This window comes from Halomonas terrestris (assembly GCF_049166755.1).
GTDB lineage: Bacteria > Pseudomonadota > Gammaproteobacteria > Pseudomonadales > Halomonadaceae > Halomonas.
The window spans coordinates 61,949-81,065 of record NZ_JBMHFZ010000020.1 but is presented as its reverse complement, the minus strand read 5'-3'; the positions used below and the strand labels follow the sequence as shown (position 1 = coordinate 81,065).

Here is a 19,117-nt window from a genome sequence, read left to right as displayed (position 1 = left end):
CTCCCGCGAGGAGATCAAGGAAGTGCGTGCCGGCGACATCGCCGCCTGCATCGGCCTGAAGGACGTCACCACTGGTGACACCCTGTGCGACCTGAACGACAAGATCGTGCTGGAGCGCATGGAGTTCCCGGATCCGGTGATCTCCGTGGCCGTGGAACCGAAGTCCAAGGCCGACCAGGAGAAGATGGGCGTGGCCCTCGGCAAGCTGGCCCAGGAGGATCCCTCCTTCCAGGTTCGCACCGACGAGGAGACCGGCCAGACCATCATCTCCGGCATGGGCGAGCTGCACCTGGACATCCTCGTCGACCGCATGCGGCGCGAGTTCAAGGTCGAGGCGAACATCGGCAAGCCGCAGGTGGCCTACCGCGAGACCATCCGCGGCACGGTCGAGCAGGAAGGCAAGTTCGTGCGTCAGTCCGGCGGTCGTGGCCAGTACGGTCATGTCTGGCTGCGCATCGAGCCGCTGACCGCAGCGGACAAGGGCGAAGATGAAGACATGCACTTCAAATTCGCTTCCGAGATCGTCGGTGGCGTGGTTCCCAAGGAATACGTGCCGGCCGTCGAGAAGGGGGCCTACGAGCAGCTGCAGAACGGTGTCATCGCGGGCTATCCGATGATCGACGTCAAGGTTACGCTGTACGATGGTTCCTACCACGACGTGGACTCCAACGAGACCGCGTTCAAGGTCGCCTCTTCCATGGCTATCAAGGAAGGCGCCAAGAAGGCCAGGGCCGTGCTCCTGGAGCCGGTGATGAAGGTCGAGGTCGTGACCCCCGAGGACTTCATGGGTGACGTCATGGGCGACCTGAACCGCCGCCGTGGCCTGGTATCAGGCATGGATGACTCGCCCACCGGCAAGGTCATCCGCGCCCGGGTTCCGTTGGCTGAGATGTTCGGTTACGCGACCGATCTGCGTTCTCAGACCCAGGGCCGCGCAAGCTACGTCATGGAGTTTGCGGATTACGAAGAGGCGCCGTCCAGCGTCGTTGAAGCCGTCATCAACCAGAACGGGTAACCGTTAGCTAACGTAAAGAGGTTATAGCAGTGGCTAAGGAAAAATTCGAACGTTCCAAACCGCACGTCAACGTCGGCACCATCGGTCACGTCGACCACGGCAAGACCACTCTGACTGCGGCCCTGACCCGTGTCTCCGCCGAGGTGTTCGGTGGCGACTGGCGCGAGTTCGACACCATCGACAACGCTCCGGAAGAGCGTGAGCGCGGCATCACCATCGCCACCTCTCACGTCGAGTACCAGTCCGAGGAGCGCCACTACGCGCACGTCGACTGCCCGGGGCACGCCGACTACGTCAAGAACATGATCACCGGTGCGGCCCAGATGGATGGCGCCATCCTGGTGGTGTCCGCCGCCGACGGCCCCATGCCGCAGACCCGCGAGCACATCCTGCTCTCCCGTCAGGTCGGCGTGCCGTACATCGTCGTGTTCCTGAACAAGGCCGACATGGTCGACGACGAGGAGCTGCTCGAGCTGGTCGAGATGGAAGTGCGCGAACTCCTCAGCGAGTACGACTTCCCGGGTGACGACACCCCGATCATCACCGGTTCCGCCCTGATGGCCCTGGAAGGCAAGGACGACAACGGCATGGGCACCACCGCCGTTGCCAACCTGATCAAGGCCCTGGACGACTACATCCCGGAGCCGGAGCGCGCCATCGACCAGCCGTTCCTGATGCCGATCGAGGACGTCTTCTCCATCTCCGGCCGCGGCACCGTGGTGACCGGTCGTATCGAGCGCGGCATCATCAAGGCCGGCGAAGAGATCGAGATCGTCGGCATCAAGGACACCACCAAGACCGTCGTGACCGGCGTCGAGATGTTCCGCAAGCTGCTCGACGAAGGTCGTGCGGGCGAGAACGTCGGCGCCCTGCTGCGCGGCACCAAGCGTGACGAGGTCGAGCGTGGCCAGGTCCTGGCCAAGCCGGGCACCATCACCCCGCACACCGTCTTCGAGGCCGAAGTCTATGTGCTGTCCAAGGAGGAGGGTGGTCGTCACACCCCGTTCTTCAAGGGCTACCGTCCGCAGTTCTACTTCCGTACCACCGACATCACCGGTACCTGTGAACTGCCGGAAGGCGTCGAGATGGTCATGCCGGGCGACAACGTCAAGATGGTTGTCACCCTGATTGCCCCGATCGCCATGGACGAGGGTCTGCGTTTCGCCATCCGCGAGGGCGGTCGTACCGTCGGCGCCGGCGTCGTGGCCAAGATCGTTCAGTAAGCCCGCGGGCTGCTGGATCGATCGAAGGGGGCTCCGGAAGGAGCCCCCTTTCTGCGCACCGCGGCGAGTGATTGACACTCGTGGCGGGCGTGCCTATAATGCGCATCCTTTGAATGCGTGGGTGGACGGCTCGCGCCGTCGAGATCCATTGGAGTTTAGGGCAAATGCAGAACCAGAAGATTCGCATTCGGTTGAAGGCCTTCGACCATCGCCTGATCGACCAGTCCGCTGCGGAGATCGTTGAGACCGCCAAGCGTACCGGCGCCCAGGTTCGTGGTCCGATTCCCTTGCCGACCAATCGCGAGCGGTACACCGTGCTGATCTCGCCGCACGTCAACAAGGACGCGCGCGACCAGTACGAGATCCGTACCCACAAGCGGGTGCTCGACATCGTCGAACCCACGGAAAAGACCGTTGATGCCCTGATGAAGCTCGACCTCGCCGCCGGCGTGGACGTGCAGATCAAGCTCGACTGATACCACACTAGACACTCGCGGCCCAGCGCTCATCGTCTCTTCTTGAAGAGCTGGCATGAGCAGCAGCCGCCACGCCGGGATGGCGTCATACAACGTGCTAGTGGAATGCTCTGGAAAGGGCAGCCATAGCGGGTGATAGCCCCGTACACTAAAGGAGACTGAGAATGACTATCGGTTTGGTCGGTAGGAAGGCCGGGATGACCCGCGTCTTCACCGAGGACGGCGCATCCGTGCCCGTGACCGTGATCGAGGTTGAGCCCAACCGCGTGACACGCGTGAAGTCCGTCGACAGCGATGGCTACGCCGCGGTTCAGGTGACAACCGGCTCCCGCAAGGCCAAGCATCTGTCGAAAGCCCAGGCCGGGCAGTTCGCCAAGGCAGGTGTCGAGGCCGGTCGTTCACTGATGGAGTTTCGCCTGGCAGAAGGCGACGAGGCTCCGGAAGTGGGCGGCGAACTCACCGTATCCCTCTTCGAAGCTGGTCAGATGATCGACGTGACCGGCACCTCCAAGGGCAAGGGCTTCCAGGGCGCCGTCAAGCGCTGGAACTTCCGCACCCAGGACAACAGCCACGGCAACTCCCTGTCCCACCGCGCACCGGGTTCCATCGGCATGTGCCAGACCCCGGGCCGCGTGTTCAAGGGCAAGAAAATGGCTGGCCAGATGGGCAACGTGCGTTGCACCGTCCAGGGCCTCGAGGTCGTCCGCGTCGATGCCGAGCGCAACCTGCTGCTGGTCAAGGGTGCCGTTCCCGGTGCCACCGGCAGTGACGTCGTCGTGCGCAGCGCCGTGAAAGCTGGCTGAAGAGGATAATACCGATGAATCTGAATCTTGCTGCAGGCGCGGGTACCGTCGAAGTGTCCGACGCCACCTTTGGCAAAGAATTCAACGAAGCGCTCGTGCATCAGGTCGTCACCGCCTATCTGGCCGGTGGTCGCCAGGGTACCCGCGCCCAGAAGAACCGTTCCGACGTGCGCGGCGGTGGCAAGAAGCCGTGGCGCCAGAAGGGCACCGGTCGTGCCCGTGCCGGCACCATCCGCTCGCCCCTGTGGCGCAGCGGCGGCGTGACCTTTGCGGCTCGTCCCCAGGACCATAGCCAGAAGGTCAACCGCAAGATGTATCGTGCGGCGATGCGCTCCATCCTCTCAGAGCTGGTGCGACAGGAGCGCCTGGTCGCGGTCGACGAGATCACCGTCGATGCTCCCAGGACCAAGCAGCTGGTCGCCAAGCTCAAGGAGCTGGACCTGGAGAAGGTGCTGATTGTCACCGAAGAGGTCGACGAGAAGCTCTACCTCGCCGCCCGCAACATCCCCAACGTGGATGTGGTGGACGTGGCGGCCGCCGATCCGGTGAGCCTGGTCGCCTTCGACAAGGTGCTGGTCACCGTCTCCGCCCTGCGTAAATTCGAGGAGAAGCTGGCATGAACCAGGAGCGTGTATTCAAGGTCCTGCTGGGTCCGCACGTGACCGAGAAGGCCGCCATGGCTGCCGAACGCAACCAGTACGTGTTCAAGGTGGCCAGCGACGCGACCAAGCCCGAGATCAAGAAGGCCGTGCAGGCGCTGTTCGGCAAGAAGGTCGACCGCGTTCAGGTGCTGAACATGAAGGGCAAGACCAAGCGCACCGCGCAGGGTCTGGGTCATCGCCAGGGGTATCGCAAGGCCTACGTGACACTGGCCGCCGGCGAAACCCTTGAAGACTTCTCTGGCGCCGAATAAGGGCAGGAGTACGGATCATGGCAATCGTCAAGACTAAACCCACATCCGCCGGTCGTCGCCACGTCGTCAAGATCGTCGGCGAGGCGCTGTACAAGGGCCGGCCCTATGCGCCGCTGCTCGAGAAGCAGTCTCGCTCCGGTGGGCGTAACAACAACGGTCGCATCACCACCCGTCACGTGGGCGGTGGCCACCGTCAGCACTATCGGATCATCGACTTCAAGCGCACCAAGGATGGCATCCCTGCCGTCGTCGAGCGTCTGGAGTATGACCCGAATCGCAGCGCCCATATCGCGCTGCTGAAGTACCTCGACGGCGAGCGTCGCTACATCATCGCCCCCAGGGGCGTGAGCGCGGGCGACCGTCTCGAGTCCGGCGTCAATGCGGCGATCAGGAAGGGCAACGCCCTGCCGCTCCGCAACATCCCGCTGGGTTCCACCGTGCACTGCATCGAGCTCAAGCCCGGCAAGGGCGCCCAGCTCGCCCGCAGCGCCGGCACCAGCGCCCAGCTGGTCGCCCGTGAAGGCAACTACGCCACCCTGCGCCTGCGCTCCGGCGAGATGCGCAAGGTGCTGGCCGAGTGCCGTGCGACCCTGGGTGAAGTGAGCAACTCCGAGCACAGCCTGCGTCAGCTTGGCAAGGCCGGTGCGAAGCGCTGGAGAGGTGTGCGTCCGACCGTTCGCGGCGTGGCCATGAACCCGGTGGATCACCCGCACGGTGGCGGCGAAGGCCGTACCAGCGGTGGTCGTCACCCGGTGACCCCGTGGGGCGTCCCCACCAAGGGCCACAAGACCCGCAAGAACAAGCGCACCGACAAGCTGATCGTCCGTCGCCGCAAGGCGCGGAACTGAGAACTTACGCCAAGACATTAAGAGGTAACGGCTGTGCCACGTTCACTGAAGAAAGGTCCCTTCATTGACCTTCATCTGCTGAAGAAGGTTGAGGCTGCAGTGGAGAAGAACGACCGCAAACCGATCAAGACCTGGTCGCGTCGTTCCATGATCCTGCCCAACATGGTCGGGCTCACCATTGCAGTCCATAACGGTCGCCAGCATGTCCCGGTGCATGTCTCCGAGGAAATGGTTGGCCACAAGCTGGGCGAATTCGCTGCCACCCGCACCTATCGCGGTCACGCGGCGGACAAGAAAGCCAAACGGTAAGCCAGAGAGGATTGAGAGATGGAAGTCACAGCTAAGCTGCGTGGCGCTCGTTTATCCGCCCAGAAGGCCCGTTTGGTGGCTGACCAGGTGCGCGGTAAGCCGGTCGCCGAAGCGCTGGACCTGCTGACCTTCTCACCGAAGAAGGCTGCCAAGCTGGTCAAGAAGGTGCTTCAGTCCGCCATCGCGAACGCGGAAGAAAACAACGGCATGGATATCGACGAGCTGCGTGTCTCGACCATCTGCGTCGATGAGGGCATGACGCTCAAGCGCATCCGTCCGCGCGCCAAGGGCCGTGCGGATCGCATTCTGAAGCGCACCTGCCACATCACCGTCAAGGTAGCCGAGAAGTAGGAGTCGACCAGATGGGTCAGAAAGTCAATCCAACAGGCATCCGGCTGGGTATCGTCAAGGACCATACCTCCGTCTGGTATGCCGAGCGCGGCGCCTATGCCGACAAGCTCAACAACGACCTCGAAGTGCGTCGCTTCCTCGAGGATCGCCTGAAGAACGCCTCCGTGAGCCACATCCACATCGAGCGTCCGGCGAACAACGCCCGCATTACCATTCACACTGCCCGTCCGGGCATCGTGATCGGCAAGAAGGGCGAGGACGTCGATCGGCTGCGTCGCGAGGTCACCGCGATGATGGGCGTGCCCGTGCACGTCAACATCGAGGAAGTCCGCAAGCCGGAACTGGATGCCAAGCTCGTCGCGCAGAACATCGCCGGCCAGCTCGAGCGTCGCGTGATGTTCCGGCGCGCCATGAAGCGCGCCGTGCAGAACGCCATGCGTCTGGGCGCCGGCGGCATCAAGGTGCAGCTCTCCGGTCGCCTGGGCGGCGCGGAAATCGCTCGTACCGAGTGGTACCGGGAAGGTCGTGTCCCGCTGCACACCCTGCGTGCGGACATCGACTACGCCACCTACGAGGCCAAGACCACCTACGGCATCATCGGTGTCAAGGTCTGGGTCTTCAAGGGTGAAATCCTCGGGGGCATCGAAGAGGTCCGCGCCAAGGCGAAACAGCCGCAGGCCGCGCCCTCCAAGAAGAAAGGTTCCAGGTAAGGGGAGAGCGAGTCGATGTTACAGCCTAAGCGTATGAAATTCCGCAAGATGATGAAGGGCCGCAACCGTGGCCTGGCACATCGCGGAAGCAAGGTGAGCTTCGGGGAATACGGCCTCAAGGCAACCGGTCGTGGCCGCATCACGGCGCGCCAGATCGAAGCCGGCCGTCGTGCGATCACCCGTCACGTCAAGCGTGGCGGCAAGATCTGGATCCGCGTGTTCCCCGACAAGCCGATTTCCAAGAAGCCGCTCGAAGTCCGTATGGGTAAGGGCAAGGGCTCCGTCGAGTACTGGGTCGCACAGATCCAGCCGGGTCGGGTCCTGTACGAGATCGAAGGCGTTCCCGAGGAGCTGGCCCGTGAAGCCTTCTCCCTCGCCGCCCAGAAGATGCCCCTGTCCACCACCTTTGTGAAACGGACGGTGATGTGATGAAAGCCCAGGAAATTCGTGAAAAGTCAGTCGAGCAGCTCCAGGAGCAGCTCTTCGAACTCCTCCGCGAGCAGTTCAACCTGCGCATGCAGAAGGCCACCGGCCAGCTGAGCCAGACTCATCTGCTCAAGCAGGTCCGTCGGGACATCGCCCGCGTGAAGACTGTGCTCAACGAGAAGGCAGGTGACTGAGATGGCCGAAGAGAAGAAAGCCCGTACGCTCACCGGCAAGGTGGTGAGCGACAAGATGGACAAGTCCATCGTCGTGATGATCGAGCGCCGTGAGCGTCACCCGATCTATGGCAAATACGTTAAGCGCTCCACCAAGCTGCACGCCCATGACGAGGCGAATCAGGCCAGGGCCGGCGACACCGTCTCCATCGAGGAGTGCCGTCCGCTGTCCAAGAAGAAGGCCTGGACGCTGGTCGAGGTGGTCGAGCAGGCCAAGGGCTGAGCTCGGCGAGAGCAGTCAGATTAGGTTTGGAGAAAACCGATGATTCAGACTCAGACAATGCTGGATGTCGCCGACAACAGCGGAGCGCGCCGGGTGCAGTGCATCAAGGTGCTGGGCGGTTCACACCGCCGCTACGCCCGGGTTGGTGACATCATCAAGGTCACGGTGAAGGAAGCCATCCCGCGTGGCAAGGTCAAGAAGGGCCAGGTCCTCAAGGCGGTGGTGGTTCGCACCCGCAGCGGCGTTCGTCGTTCCGACGGCTCGCTGATCCGCTTCGACGGAAATGCGGCGGTTCTGTTGAACAACACCAACGAGCAGCCGATCGGTACCCGTATCTTCGGGCCGGTAACTCGTGAGCTTCGCAACGAGAAGTTCATGAAGATCATTTCCCTGGCGCCCGAAGTGCTGTAAGGAGCGAGGCGGATATGCAAAAGATCAAACGTGACGACGAAGTGGTCGTCATCGCCGGAAAGGACAAGGGCAAGCGTGGCACGGTCAAGCGCGTCCTCAAGGACGAACGCTTCGTCGTGTCCGGTGTGAACATGATCAAGCGTCACACCAAGCCCAACCCCATGGCGGGTAAGCAGGGCGGTATCGTCGAGCGCGAGGCTCCGATTCACGCGTCCAATGTTGCCATCTTCAATCAGGAGACCGGTAAGGCGGATCGCGTCGGCTTCCAGGTGAAGGAAGACGGTACCAAGGTACGTATCTACAAGTCGACGCAGACGCAGATCGACGCCTAACGCGAGTCGGGTAGCAAAATGGCGAACTTGAAAGAACGTTATCAGAACGAGGTGGTGGCTCAACTCAAAGAGCAGTTCAGCTACGCCAACGTGATGCAGGTACCCCGGATCACCAAGGTGACCCTGAACATGGGTATCGGCGAAGCGACCAGCGACAAGAAGCTGATCGAGAATGCCATCGGCGACCTGGAGAAGCTTTCCGGTCAGAAGCCGTTGGTGACCAAGGCGCGCAAGTCCATCGCGGGCTTCAAGGTGCGTGAAGGCTGGCCGATCGGGATCAAGGTGACCCTGCGCTCCGAGCGCATGTGGGACTTCCTCGATCGCCTGGTGAATATCGCGATCCCCCGCGTTCGTGACTTCCGTGGTCTCAACCCGAAGTCCTTCGACGGTCGTGGCAACTACTCCATGGGGGTGCGTGAGCAGATCATCTTCCCGGAGATCGAGTATGATAAGATCGACCGGATTCGTGGTCTGGATGTCACCATCACCACCACCGCCAACACCGATGAAGAAGGTCGTGCGCTGCTGAGCGCGCTGAACTTCCCGTTCAAGAAATAAGGGTGGGATCATGGCAAAGAAGAGCATGGTAGAGCGTGAGCTCAAGCGCACCAAGCTGGTGGCGAAGTATGCCGCCAAGCGCGCCGAGCTCAAGGCGGTCATCCAGGACGTCAACGCTTCCGACGAAGAGCGCTTCGAGGCGACGCTGAAGCTGCAGCAGTTGCCGCGCGACTCCAGTCCGGTGCGTCAGCGCAACCGCTGCCGTATCACTGGTCGTCCGCACGGCTACTACAACAAGTTCGGCCTCGGCCGCAACAAGCTGCGTGAAGCCGCCATGCGTGGCGACGTGCCCGGGCTGAAGAAGTCCAGCTGGTAACGCCACGTAGAATCATCAGGAGCGCAACGTAAATGAGCATGCAAGACACTCTGGCGGATATGTTCACCCGTATCCGCAATGCGCAGATGGCCACCAAGGAGACGGTCACCATGCCGTCCTCCAAGCTGAAGGTCGAGGTGGCCCGCGTATTGAAGGAAGAGGGCTACATCAACGACTTCGCGGTGTCCGAGGATGCCAAGCCCGAGCTGACCGTGACCCTCAAGTATTTCGAGGGCAAGCCGGTCATCGAGCACATCCAGCGGGTTTCCAAGCCGTCACTTCGCTCCTACAAGGGCAAGGACGCGCTTCCGAAGGTCGCCGATGCCCTGGGTATCGCGATCGTCACCACCTCCAACGGGGTGATGACCGATCGCGCGGCTCGCAAGGCTGGTGTCGGTGGCGAAGTCATCTGCACCGTATTCTAGGAGTTTGGAATGTCCCGCGTAGCCAAATATCCGGTTAAAGTGCCCAGCGGCGTCGACATCAAGTTCGATGGCGACCAGCTGACCGTCAAGGGCGGCCAGGGCACCCTGTCCATGACCGTTCATGCCGACGTGGCGATCGGTCAGGAAGACGGACAGCTGACCTTCGCCCCGAGCGAGACCGCCAAGAGCTGGGCGATGGTCGGAACCACTCGTGCCCTGGTCCAGAACCTGGTCACCGGTGTCAGCGAGGGTTTCACCAGGACCCTCGAGATCAACGGCGTCGGTTATCGTGCCCAGGCAAAGGGCCAGACGCTCAATCTTACACTGGGCTTCTCGCACCCGGTCGACTATACGCTGCCTGACGGTGTCGTGGCGGAAACGCCCAAGAACACCGTGATCGTGCTGAAGAGCGCGGACAAGCAGAAGCTCGGCCAGGTCGCCGCGGAAATCCGCGCCTTCCGTCCGCCCGAGCCCTACAAGGGCAAGGGTGTCCGGTACGCCGACGAGCAGGTGCGTCGCAAAGAAGCCAAGAAGAAGTAAGGCAGGGTTATGAACGCGAAGAAAGAATCTCGTCTCCGTCGTGCCCGCCGCGCTCGCGCCAAGATCCGCGAGCTGGGCGTGTATCGCCTGTGCGTCAACCGTACCCCCCGCCACATCTATGCGCAGATCATCTCGCCGGATGGTGGCAAGGTCCTGGCCAGTGCTTCCACGCTGGACAAGGCCCTGCGCGAGGGTGCGACCGGCAATGCCGACGCCGCCGCCAAGGTGGGCGCGCTGATTGCCGAACGCGCCAAGCAGGCAGGCATCACCCAGGTGGCCTTCGATCGTGCCGGTTTCAAGTATCACGGTCGCGTCAAGGCCCTGGCCGACGCCGCTCGTGAAGGCGGCCTGGAATTCTAAAGGGTTTTTACGATGGCGAAGAACGAACAGCAAAGCGGCGATCTGCAGGAAAAGCTGGTGCAGGTCAACCGTGTCGCCAAGGTGGTCAAGGGGGGCCGGATCTTCGGCTTCACCGCCCTGACCGTCGTGGGCGATGGTAAGGGTCGTGTCGGCTTCGGTCGTGGCAAGGCGCGTGAAGTGCCGGTCGCGATCCAGAAGGCGATGGACCAGGCGCGCCGCAACATGATCAAGGTGCACCTCTCCGGTGGCACCCTGCAGTACCCGGTCAAGGCCCGTCACGGCGCCTCCAAGGTGTACATGCAGCCGGCCTCCGAGGGTACCGGGATCATCGCCGGCGGCGCCATGCGCTCCGTGCTCGAGCTGGCCGGCGTCCATGACGTCCTGGCCAAGTGCTACGGCTCCACCAACCCGGTGAACGTGGTGCGTGCGACCGTCAATGGTCTGGCCTCCATGCAGTCGCCGGATGACATCGCCGCCAAGCGCGGTCTGTCTGTCGAAGCGATCACGGGGTGAATACCATGGCAGCAACACTCAAGGTGACCCAGACCCGCAGCACCATCGGCATCCTGCCCAAGCACAAGGCCACCATGAAAGGCCTCGGGCTGCGCCGCATCGGTCACTCGGTCGAACTGGAAGACACCCCTGCCGTGCGCGGCATGATCCACAAGGTCAACTACCTTGTGCGTGTTGAGGGAGAGTAATCCATGAAACTCAATAGCCTGAGCCCGGCCCCGGGTTCCAAGCACGCCGAGAAGCGCGTCGGCCGTGGCATCGGCTCCGGTCTGGGCAAGACCGGCGGTCGCGGCCACAAGGGCCTCAAGTCGCGCAGCGGCGGCAGCGTCAAGCCCGGTTTCGAGGGCGGCCAGATGCCGCTGCAGCGGCGTCTGCCGAAATTCGGCTTCACCTCCATGAAGTCGCTGGTCTCCGAGGAAGTCCGCCTGGCCGAGCTGGCCAGGGTCGCCGGTGACGAGGTCACCCTGGACAGCCTCAAGCAGGCCAACGTGCTGAAGGATGCCACGCAGCACGCGAAGGTGATCCTTTCCGGCGAACTGAACAAGGCGGTCACGGTCCGCGGCCTCAAGGTCACCAAGGGTGCCCGTGCCGCGATCGAAGCCGCCGGTGGCAAGGTAGAGGACTAAATGGCCAAGTCAGGAAAAATGCCGGCGATGGGCAGCGGTCTGAGTGAACTGTGGGCGCGTCTGCGCTTCGTGCTCCTCGCCATCGTGGTCTACCGTATCGGTGCCCACATCCCCGTTCCCGGTATCAATCCTGACCAGCTTGCTGCCTTGTTCAGGGAGCAGCAGGGCACCATCCTGGGCATGTTCAACATGTTCTCGGGTGGCGCCCTGGAGCGCATGAGCATCATGGCGCTGGGCATCATGCCCTACATCTCGGCGTCGATCATCATGCAGCTGCTGACCGCGGTCTCGCCCCATCTCGAGCAGCTCAAGAAGGAGGGCGAGGCCGGCCGTCGCAAGATCAGCCAGTACACCCGCTACGGCACCGTGCTCCTGGCCCTGATCCAGGCCACCGGCATGTCGGTGGGGCTGGCCAGCCAGGGCATCGCCTATACGGCCGACTTCAGCTTCTACTTCACCGCCATCGTCAGCTTCGTGACCGGTGCGGTGTTCCTGATGTGGCTGGGCGAGCAGATCACCGAGAAGGGGATCGGCAACGGCATCTCGCTGCTGATCTTCGCCGGTATCGTCGCTGGCCTGCCCGGCGCGGTCGGCCAGGCCTTCGAGCTGGCCCGCAACGAAGGCGCGTGGAACGTGCTGCCGCTGCTGGCCCTGTCGGTGCTGGGGATCGCCACCGTGGCCTTCGTGGTGTTCATCGAGCGTGGCCAGCGCCGCATCACGGTGAACTACCCGCGTCGCCAGGTCGGCAACAAGATGTACGCCGGCCAGAGCAGCTACCTGCCGCTCAAGGTGAACATGGCCGGCGTCATTCCGGCGATCTTTGCCTCGAGCATCCTGCTGTTCCCGGCCTCGCTGGGGCAGTGGGTGGGTGCCGGCGAAGGCATGGAGTGGCTGCAGCGTGCTTCCCAGGCCCTGGGGCCGGGTCAGCCGCTGTATATCTTGCTTTTCGGCGCGGCGGTGGTATTCTTCTGCTTCTTTTACACAGCGCTGGTCTTCAATCCCAAGGACGTCGCCGACAACCTCAAGAAGTCGGGGGCCTTCCTGCCAGGGATTCGCCCGGGCGAGCAGACCGCTCGCTATGTCGACAAGGTCATGACCCGTCTGACCCTGTTCGGCGCCTTGTACATCACTGCGGTTTCCCTGATGCCCCAGTTCCTGATCGTGGCCTGGAACGTGCCGTTCTTCTTCGGCGGCACCTCGCTGCTGATCGTGGTGGTGGTGATCATGGACTTCATGGCCCAGGTGCAGTCGCACCTCATGTCGCACCAGTACGAGTCGGTGATGAAGAAGTCCAACCTGAAAGGCTACGGTAGCGGCGGCATCATGCGCTGACGCGCCGCGCGTGTCGATTTTGGAGAAGGAACGATGAAAGTTCGAGCTTCCGTAAAGAAAATGTGCCGTAACTGCAAGATCATTCGTCGCAATGGCGCCGTGCGCGTCATCTGCAGCGAACCGCGGCACAAGCAGCGTCAGGGCTGAACCCCGATCGCTGTGATAGACCGGGTGCCGGCATGCCCCTTGCCCTCTGGTAGGGAAAGGGGTATGCTGTTGCGCCTTTTGTAGATGACCAATCGAGCAAGCCGCTCAAATTTCGGAGTAAGCTGATGGCCCGTATTGCAGGCGTCAATATCCCGGACAACAAGCATGCGGCGATCTCGCTGACCTATATCTTCGGGATTGGCCGTACTCGCGCTCAGGAGATCTGTGCCGCGACCGGCATCGCGCCGACCACCAAGATCCAGGAACTGTCCAGCGAAGAGCTGGATGGCCTGCGGTCCGAGGTCGGCAAGTATACCGTTGAAGGTGACCTGCGCCGTGATGTCACGCTGAATATCAAGCGTCTCATGGACCTGGGTTGCTACCGTGGTCTGCGTCATCGTCGTGGTCTTCCGCTGCGTGGTCAGCGTACCAAGACCAATGCGCGTACCCGCAAGGGCCCGCGCAAGCCGATCCGCAAATAACACGCACGTTCTGGCGTAAAGACAGGAATAGACATCAACATGGCTAACCCGCGTAGCAACCGTAAAAAGGTTAAAAAGCAGGTCGTGGATGCCGTTGCGCATATCCACGCCTCTTTTAACAACACGATCGTGACGATCACAGACCGCCAGGGCAACGCTCTCTCCTGGGCGACTGCCGGTGGTTCGGGTTTTCGTGGTTCTCGCAAGAGCACCCCGTTCGCTGCTCAAGTGGCAAGCGAGCGTGCAGCGACTGCTGCAGCCGAGTATGGTGTGAAAAACGTCGACGTGCTGGTCAAGGGCCCCGGTCCTGGCCGTGAATCCGCCGTGCGGGCCCTCAACGCCGCCGGCTTCCGCGTGCAGAGCATCACCGACGCGACGCCCATCCCCCACAATGGCTGCCGTCCGCCGAAGAAACGCCGCGTATAAGGAGACAGATTCATGGCTCGTTACATTGGACCGAAGTGCAAACTGTCTCGTCGTGAGGGGACCGACCTCTTCCTCAAGAGCGGTGTCACTCCCTTCGAGAAGAAGTGCAAATCCGAGCAGATTCCGGGTGTGCACGGCCAGCGCCGTCAGCGTCTTTCCGACTACGGCTTGCAGCTTCGCGAGAAGCAGAAAGTGCGCCGCATGTACGGCGTGCTCGAGAAGCAGTTCCGCAACTACTACAAGGAAGCGGCCCGTCTCAAGGGCGCGACCGGCGAGGTGTTGCTGCAGCTTCTCGAATCCCGACTGGACAATGTCGTCTACCGCATGGGCTTCGGCTCGACCCGTTCCGAGGCACGCCAGCTGGTCAGCCACAAGGCCATCGCCGTGAACGGTCGTACCGTCAACGTGGCCTCTTACCAGGTCAAGCCCGGTGACGTCGTCTCCGTGCGCGAGAAGGCGAAGAACCAGGCGCGTATCCAGAACGCCCTGGCGATCTCCGCCAATCGTGGCGATGTCGCCTGGATCGACATCGATGCCAAGAAGATGGAAGGCACTTTCAAGGCTCTGCCTGAACGCGGTGACCTGACTGCCGACATCAACGAAAACCTGATCGTCGAGCTGTACTCGAAGTAATCGCCTCCGGGTGATGCCGGGCCCGCAGCACGGGCCCGGCGCAGAGTACCGAGTATCCGTTTGGCAGCCTGAAAGGTGTTCATATGCAGCGTTCAGTGACAGAGTTTCTCCGTCCTCGCGACATCAAGGTCGAAGAAATCAGCGCACATCACGCGAAGATCGTGCTCGAGCCCTTCGAGCGTGGCTTCGGCCACACCCTGGGCAATGCACTGCGTCGCATCCTGCTCTCGTCCATGCCCGGCTGCGCCGTGGTGGAAGCCGAGATCGCCGGTGTCGATCACGAGTACAGCGCGATCGAGGGCGTCCAGGAAGATGTCATCGAGATCCTCCTGAACCTCAAGGACGTGGCGATCAAGATGCACAGCCGCGACGAGGCGGTGCTCTCGCTGAACAAGCAGGGCCCGGCCGTCGTGACCGCGGGTGACATCGCCCTCGACCATGATGTCGAGATCGTCAATCCCGAGCACATCATCGCTCACGTCAACGAGGGCGCCGAGCTGAAGATGCAGCTCAAGGTGGCCCGTGGCCGCGGCTATGAGCCGGCGGATGCCCGTCTCGGTGCCGAGGACGAGTCTCGTGGCATCGGTCGCCTGCAGCTGGATGCGACCTTCAGCCCCGTGCGTCGCGTCTCCTACGCCGTGGAGGCTGCGCGTGTCGAACAGCGCACCGACCTCGACAAGCTGATCATCAGCCTGGAGACCGACGGTACCCTGGATCCGGAAGAGGCGATCCGTCGCAGCGCGACCATCCTGCAGGAGCAGCTGGCCGCGTTCGTCGACCTGGAAGCCGACAAGGAACAGGAAGTGGAGGAGGAGGAGGATCACATCGATCCGATCCTGCTGCGCCCCGTAGACGATCTCGAGTTGACCGTCCGCAGTGCCAACTGCCTGAAGGCCGAGAATATCTACTACATCGGCGATCTGATCCAGCGCACCGAGGTGGAGCTGCTGAAGACGCCGAACCTCGGCAAGAAGTCCCTGAACGAGATCAAGGACGTTCTGGCAGCCCGCGGTCTGTCCCTGGGCATGCGGCTGGAGAACTGGCCGCCGGCAAGCCTGAAGGACGACAAGGCCTCCGCGTGAGCGTCGACTCGAGTCCCAGTTTGGTAAGGAATCACAACCATGCGTCATCGTAAGAGTGGTCGTCACCTGAATCGCACCAGCTCGCATCGCCAGGCCATGTTCAAGAACATGAGCGTGTCGCTGATCGAGCACGAAGTGATCAAGACAACCCTGCCCAAGGCCAAGGAGCTGCGTCGCGTCATCGAGCCGCTGATCACCCTGGCCAAGCAGGACAGCGTCGCCAACCGCCGTCTGGCCTTCAGCCGCACTCGCTCGAAGGAAGCGGTCGGCAAGCTCTTCAACGAGCTGGGTCCGCGTTACGTCGAGCGTCCGGGCGGTTACGTCCGTATCCTCAAGTGCGGCTTCCGCACCGGCGACAACGCCCCCATGGCTTTCGTCGAACTTGTCGATCGTCCGATCGTCGAGGAAGAGGACGTCGCCGTCGAGGAGTGATCCTCGACCGGCCTTCCGGCCACGGCACGCCAAACCGGCCCCTTTCGAGGGGCCGGTTTTTTATGAGCTTGAAGCTGGAAGACGAGCTTCGAGCTCAGGTCTCCGCCGTGCTCGCGGCGCGTGGCTCGCGGCCCGTCGCTTGCCTCTCCAGCAGCGGTTTGAGGAAACGCCCGGTGTGCGAGATCTCGAGGCGGGCCACCTGTTCCGGCGTGCCCTCGGCGATGATGCGCCCGCCGCCGGAGCCGCCCTCGGGGCCGAGGTCGACCAGCCAGTCGGCGGTCTTGATCACGTCCAGGTTGTGCTCGATCACCACGATGGTGTTGCCGTGGTCGCGCAGGCGGTGCAGCACGGTGAGCAGCTGGCGGATGTCCTCGAAATGCAGCCCGGTGGTCGGTTCGTCGAGGATGTAGAGGGTCTTGCCGGTGTCGCGCTTGGCCAGCTCCCGGGCCAGCTTGACCCGCTGGGCCTCGCCGCCGGACAGCGTCGTGGCGCTCTGGCCCAGGCGGATGTACGAAAGGCCCACGTCCATCAGCGTCTGCAGGCGGCGGGCGATGGCCGGCACCGGACTGAAGAACGCCAGCGCCTCCTCCACGGTCATCTCGAGGACCTCGTGGATGCTCTTGCTCTTGTACTGGATCTCCAGGGTCTCGCGATTGTAGCGCTTGCCCTTGCAGACGTCGCAGGGCACGTAGATGTCGGGCAGGAAGTGCATCTCCACCTTGATCATGCCCTCCCCCTGGCACGCCTCGCAGCGCCCGCCCTTGACGTTGAAGGAGAAGCGCCCCGGCTTGTAGCCCCGCGAGCGCGCCTCCTGGGTGCCGGCGAAGAGCTCGCGAATCGGGGTGAAGATGCCGGTGTAGGTGGCGGGATTGGAGCGCGGGGTGCGGCCGATGGGGCTCTGGTCGATGTCGATCACCTTGTCGAGCAGCTCCAGCCCCTCGATGTGGTCGTGGGCCTCCGGCGTGAGGCTGGTGGCCTTGTTGAGCTCGCGGGCGGCGATGGGCATCAGGGTGCCGTTGATCAGTGTCGACTTGCCCGAGCCGGAGACGCCGGTGACGCAGATCAGCAGTCCCAGGGGCAGCTCCAGGGTGACGTCCTGCAGGTTGTTGCCGGTGGCGCCGACCAGGCGCAGCACCTTCTCCGGGTTGCCGGGGATGCGCCAGGGCGGGACCTCGATACGCCGCGTGCCTGCCAGGTACTGGCCGGTCAGCGATTCGGGGGTGGCCATGATCTGCCCTGGCGTGCCCTGGGCGACGATGCGCCCGCCATGGACCCCGGCACCGGGTCCGATGTCGAGGACGTGGTCGGCGGCGCGGATGGCCTCCTCGTCGTGCTCCACCACGATCACGGTGTTGCCCAGGTCGCGCAGGTGCTCGAGGGTCTTGAGCAGGCGGTCGTTGTCGCGCTGGTGCAGGCCGATGGAGGGCTCGTCCAGGATGTACATGACGCCCACCAGGCCGGCGCCGATCTGGCTGGCCAGGCGAATGCGCTGGGCCTCCCCGCCGGAGAGGGTGTCGGCGCTGCGCTCCAGGTTGAGGTAGTCGAGCCCGACGTTGACCAGGAACTCCAGGCGAGCCTGGATCTCGTTGATGATCTTGACCGCGATCTCGCCCTTGCGCCCCGGCAGCTCGAGGCTCCTGAAGTAGCTCAGGGCCTCGCCGATCGGCAGGTGGACGATCGCCGGCAGCGGGCGGTCGTCGATGTAGACGTGCCGGGACTCCTTGCGCAGGCGCGACCCGTGGCAGGTGGGGCAGGGCTGGACGGCGATGTAGCGGGCCAGCTCCTCGCGCACCATGCTCGACTCGGTCTCGCGGTAGCGGCGCTGCATGTTGGGCAGCACCCCCTCGAAGGGGTGCTCGCGGGTCACCTTGCGGCCGCGGTCGTTGACGTAGCTGAAGGCGATGTCGTCACTGCCGCTGCCGTGGAGGATGATGTCGCGCTCGTGGCGGGCCAGCTCCCGCCAGGGGGTCTCCAGGGTGAAGCGATAGTGGTCGGCCACCGCCTGGAGCTGGTTGAAATAGTAGACGCTGCGGCGGTCCCAGCCCTTGATCACGCCCTCGGCCAGCGACAGTTCCGGGTGGCTGATCAGCTTGTCCGGGTCGAAGACCTGCTGCACCCCCAGGCCGTCGCAGGTGGGGCAGGCCCCGGCGGGGTTGTTGAAGGAGAACATGCGCGGCTCGAGCTCGGCGATGGAGTAGCCGCACACCGGGCAGGCGAAGCGCGCCGAGAAGTTGAGGTCGTCCTGTTCGCCGTCCATGAAGTGGATCACGGCAACGCCATCGGCCAGGTTCAGGGCGGTCTCGAAGGATTCCGCCAGGCGCTGGGCCAGGCCCTCGCGGACCTTGATGCGATCCACCACCACGCTGATGTCGTGCTTCCTGTTCTTGTCCAGGGGGGCGATGTCGTCGAGCTCGAGCACCTGGCCGTCGACCATGGCGCGCACGAAGCCCTGGGCGCGCAGCTCGGCGAGCAGCTGCAGGTGCTCGCCCTTGCGGCCCTTGACCACCGGCGCCAGCAGCATCAGCCTGCTGCCCTGGGGCAGCGCCAGTACCTGGTCGACCATCTGCGAGATGGTCTGGGCCTCGAGGTCCTCGCCGTGCTCCGGGCAGCGCGGCGTGCCGGCGCGGGCAAACAGCAGGCGCAGGTAGTCGTAGATCTCGGTGATGGTGCCCACGGTGGAGCGCGGGTTGTGGGAGGTGGACTTCTGCTCGATGGAGATCGCCGGTGACAGCCCCTCGATATGGTCGACGTCGGGCTTCTCCATCATCGACAGGAACTGCCGGGCATAGGTGGACAGCGACTCCACGTAGCGGCGCTGGCCCTCGGCGTAGAGGGTGTCGAAGGCCAGCGACGACTTCCCGGAGCCGGAGAGCCCGGTGACCACGATCAGGGCGTCGCGGGGCAGCTCCACATCGATCTGCTTGAGGTTGTGGGTGCGGGCACCCCTGACCAGAATCCTGTCCATTCCCACC

31 protein-coding genes are annotated in these 19,117 nt (G+C 63.3%); 30 read left to right on the top strand and 1 reads right to left on the bottom strand.

Annotated features, from left to right (window positions below; translation table 11 throughout):
• The 30 genes from ACOMD9_RS17015 to rplQ all read left to right on the top strand — a co-directional run.
• Positions 1-1,015: elongation factor G (locus tag ACOMD9_RS17015; protein WP_421417169.1), on the top strand; the 1,015-nt coding region annotated here is incomplete at its 5' end.
• A gap of 29 nt (positions 1,016-1,044) precedes the next feature.
• Complete coding sequence (gene tuf, locus ACOMD9_RS17010) at positions 1,045-2,238, top strand: elongation factor Tu (RefSeq protein WP_421417168.1); 1,194 nt, start codon at positions 1,045-1,047, stop codon at positions 2,236-2,238.
• Positions 2,239-2,402: 164 nt separating this feature from the next.
• Positions 2,403-2,714 carry a 30S ribosomal protein S10 gene (rpsJ, locus tag ACOMD9_RS17005; protein ID WP_021819602.1) on the top strand — a complete coding sequence of 104 codons (312 nt, stop codon included), beginning with the start codon at positions 2,403-2,405 and terminating at the stop codon, positions 2,712-2,714.
• Positions 2,715-2,878: 164 nt separating this feature from the next.
• Positions 2,879-3,517 (top strand): 50S ribosomal protein L3, encoded by a 639-nt coding sequence (gene rplC, locus ACOMD9_RS17000; protein WP_421417167.1) that lies wholly within the window; start codon positions 2,879-2,881, stop codon positions 3,515-3,517.
• Between the two features lie 14 nt (positions 3,518-3,531).
• Positions 3,532-4,137 carry a 50S ribosomal protein L4 gene (rplD, locus tag ACOMD9_RS16995; protein WP_421417166.1) on the top strand — a complete coding sequence of 202 codons (606 nt, stop codon included), beginning with the start codon at positions 3,532-3,534 and terminating at the stop codon, positions 4,135-4,137.
• Positions 4,134-4,430 (top strand): 50S ribosomal protein L23, encoded by a 297-nt coding sequence (gene rplW, locus ACOMD9_RS16990; protein ID WP_421417164.1) that lies wholly within the window; start codon positions 4,134-4,136, stop codon positions 4,428-4,430. The genes rplD and rplW overlap by 4 nt, the downstream gene beginning before the upstream one ends.
• 17 nt (positions 4,431-4,447) lie before the next feature.
• Positions 4,448-5,278, top strand: coding sequence for a 50S ribosomal protein L2 (rplB, locus tag ACOMD9_RS16985; RefSeq protein WP_421417163.1), 831 nt, complete (start codon positions 4,448-4,450; stop codon positions 5,276-5,278).
• Between the two features lie 33 nt (positions 5,279-5,311).
• The gene (gene rpsS, locus ACOMD9_RS16980; RefSeq protein ID WP_009098993.1) at positions 5,312-5,587 is read left to right on the top strand and encodes a 30S ribosomal protein S19; all 276 of its coding nucleotides are present in this window, start codon (positions 5,312-5,314) and stop codon (positions 5,585-5,587) included.
• Between the two features lie 18 nt (positions 5,588-5,605).
• Positions 5,606-5,938, top strand: a complete 333-nt coding sequence (rplV, locus tag ACOMD9_RS16975; RefSeq protein ID WP_097790618.1) for a 50S ribosomal protein L22 — start codon at positions 5,606-5,608, stop codon at positions 5,936-5,938.
• Positions 5,939-5,949: 11 nt separating this feature from the next.
• Complete coding sequence (gene rpsC, locus ACOMD9_RS16970; protein ID WP_421417159.1) at positions 5,950-6,648, top strand: 30S ribosomal protein S3; 699 nt, start codon at positions 5,950-5,952, stop codon at positions 6,646-6,648.
• Between the two features lie 15 nt (positions 6,649-6,663).
• The gene (gene rplP, locus ACOMD9_RS16965; protein WP_110285363.1) at positions 6,664-7,077 is read left to right on the top strand and encodes a 50S ribosomal protein L16; all 414 of its coding nucleotides are present in this window, start codon (positions 6,664-6,666) and stop codon (positions 7,075-7,077) included.
• Positions 7,077-7,268: a 50S ribosomal protein L29 gene (gene rpmC / locus ACOMD9_RS16960; protein WP_010626474.1), complete on the top strand. Its 192-nt coding sequence runs from the start codon at positions 7,077-7,079 to the stop codon at positions 7,266-7,268. Before rplP ends, rpmC begins: the two co-directional genes overlap by 1 nt.
• 1 nt (position 7,269) lies before the next feature.
• A complete protein-coding gene (rpsQ, locus tag ACOMD9_RS16955; protein ID WP_421417173.1) occupies positions 7,270-7,530 on the top strand; it encodes a 30S ribosomal protein S17 in 261 nt (86 codons plus the stop codon).
• Between the two features lie 39 nt (positions 7,531-7,569).
• Entirely contained in the window at positions 7,570-7,941 is a 372-nt protein-coding gene (gene rplN / locus ACOMD9_RS16950) for a 50S ribosomal protein L14 (RefSeq protein WP_238978573.1), read from the top strand.
• 14 nt (positions 7,942-7,955) lie between these two features.
• Positions 7,956-8,273, top strand: coding sequence for a 50S ribosomal protein L24 (rplX, locus tag ACOMD9_RS16945; RefSeq protein WP_102626751.1), 318 nt, complete (start codon positions 7,956-7,958; stop codon positions 8,271-8,273).
• Between the two features lie 18 nt (positions 8,274-8,291).
• On the top strand, positions 8,292-8,831 hold the full coding sequence (gene rplE / locus ACOMD9_RS16940) for a 50S ribosomal protein L5 (RefSeq protein ID WP_421417157.1): 540 nt from the start codon (positions 8,292-8,294) through the stop codon (positions 8,829-8,831).
• A gap of 10 nt (positions 8,832-8,841) precedes the next feature.
• Entirely contained in the window at positions 8,842-9,147 is a 306-nt protein-coding gene (rpsN, locus tag ACOMD9_RS16935; protein ID WP_102626749.1) for a 30S ribosomal protein S14, read from the top strand.
• 32 nt (positions 9,148-9,179) lie between these two features.
• On the top strand, positions 9,180-9,572 hold the full coding sequence (gene rpsH, locus ACOMD9_RS16930; RefSeq protein WP_421417156.1) for a 30S ribosomal protein S8: 393 nt from the start codon (positions 9,180-9,182) through the stop codon (positions 9,570-9,572).
• A gap of 9 nt (positions 9,573-9,581) precedes the next feature.
• Positions 9,582-10,112 carry a 50S ribosomal protein L6 gene (rplF, locus tag ACOMD9_RS16925; RefSeq protein ID WP_421417155.1) on the top strand — a complete coding sequence of 177 codons (531 nt, stop codon included), beginning with the start codon at positions 9,582-9,584 and terminating at the stop codon, positions 10,110-10,112.
• A gap of 9 nt (positions 10,113-10,121) precedes the next feature.
• Entirely contained in the window at positions 10,122-10,472 is a 351-nt protein-coding gene (rplR, locus tag ACOMD9_RS16920) for a 50S ribosomal protein L18 (protein ID WP_102626746.1), read from the top strand.
• 12 nt (positions 10,473-10,484) lie between these two features.
• The gene (rpsE, locus tag ACOMD9_RS16915) at positions 10,485-10,985 is read left to right on the top strand and encodes a 30S ribosomal protein S5 (RefSeq protein WP_421417154.1); all 501 of its coding nucleotides are present in this window, start codon (positions 10,485-10,487) and stop codon (positions 10,983-10,985) included.
• A 5-nt stretch (positions 10,986-10,990) separates the two neighbouring features.
• The gene (gene rpmD, locus ACOMD9_RS16910; protein WP_110285358.1) at positions 10,991-11,173 is read left to right on the top strand and encodes a 50S ribosomal protein L30; all 183 of its coding nucleotides are present in this window, start codon (positions 10,991-10,993) and stop codon (positions 11,171-11,173) included.
• A 3-nt stretch (positions 11,174-11,176) separates the two neighbouring features.
• Positions 11,177-11,611 (top strand): 50S ribosomal protein L15, encoded by a 435-nt coding sequence (gene rplO / locus ACOMD9_RS16905; RefSeq protein WP_421417152.1) that lies wholly within the window; start codon positions 11,177-11,179, stop codon positions 11,609-11,611.
• A complete protein-coding gene (gene secY, locus ACOMD9_RS16900) occupies positions 11,612-12,943 on the top strand; it encodes a preprotein translocase subunit SecY (RefSeq protein WP_421417151.1) in 1,332 nt (443 codons plus the stop codon).
• 33 nt (positions 12,944-12,976) lie between these two features.
• Positions 12,977-13,090, top strand: coding sequence for a 50S ribosomal protein L36 (gene rpmJ, locus ACOMD9_RS16895; protein ID WP_008959154.1), 114 nt, complete (start codon positions 12,977-12,979; stop codon positions 13,088-13,090).
• A gap of 125 nt (positions 13,091-13,215) precedes the next feature.
• On the top strand, positions 13,216-13,572 hold the full coding sequence (gene rpsM / locus ACOMD9_RS16890; RefSeq protein ID WP_282720203.1) for a 30S ribosomal protein S13: 357 nt from the start codon (positions 13,216-13,218) through the stop codon (positions 13,570-13,572).
• 39 nt (positions 13,573-13,611) lie between these two features.
• Entirely contained in the window at positions 13,612-13,998 is a 387-nt protein-coding gene (gene rpsK / locus ACOMD9_RS16885; protein ID WP_009723883.1) for a 30S ribosomal protein S11, read from the top strand.
• 12 nt (positions 13,999-14,010) lie between these two features.
• Entirely contained in the window at positions 14,011-14,631 is a 621-nt protein-coding gene (rpsD, locus tag ACOMD9_RS16880) for a 30S ribosomal protein S4 (RefSeq protein WP_421417150.1), read from the top strand.
• Between the two features lie 83 nt (positions 14,632-14,714).
• Positions 14,715-15,713, top strand: a complete 999-nt coding sequence (locus ACOMD9_RS16875; RefSeq protein WP_421417149.1) for a DNA-directed RNA polymerase subunit alpha — start codon at positions 14,715-14,717, stop codon at positions 15,711-15,713.
• Between the two features lie 39 nt (positions 15,714-15,752).
• Positions 15,753-16,145, top strand: a complete 393-nt coding sequence (rplQ, locus tag ACOMD9_RS16870) for a 50S ribosomal protein L17 (protein WP_421417148.1) — start codon at positions 15,753-15,755, stop codon at positions 16,143-16,145.
• A gap of 94 nt (positions 16,146-16,239) precedes the next feature.
• On the opposite strand, the gene uvrA is transcribed toward rplQ, so the two are convergent.
• Entirely contained in the window at positions 16,240-19,110 is a 2,871-nt protein-coding gene (gene uvrA, locus ACOMD9_RS16865; protein WP_421417147.1) for an excinuclease ABC subunit UvrA, read from the bottom strand.
• Between the last annotated feature and the right edge of the window lie 7 nt (positions 19,111-19,117).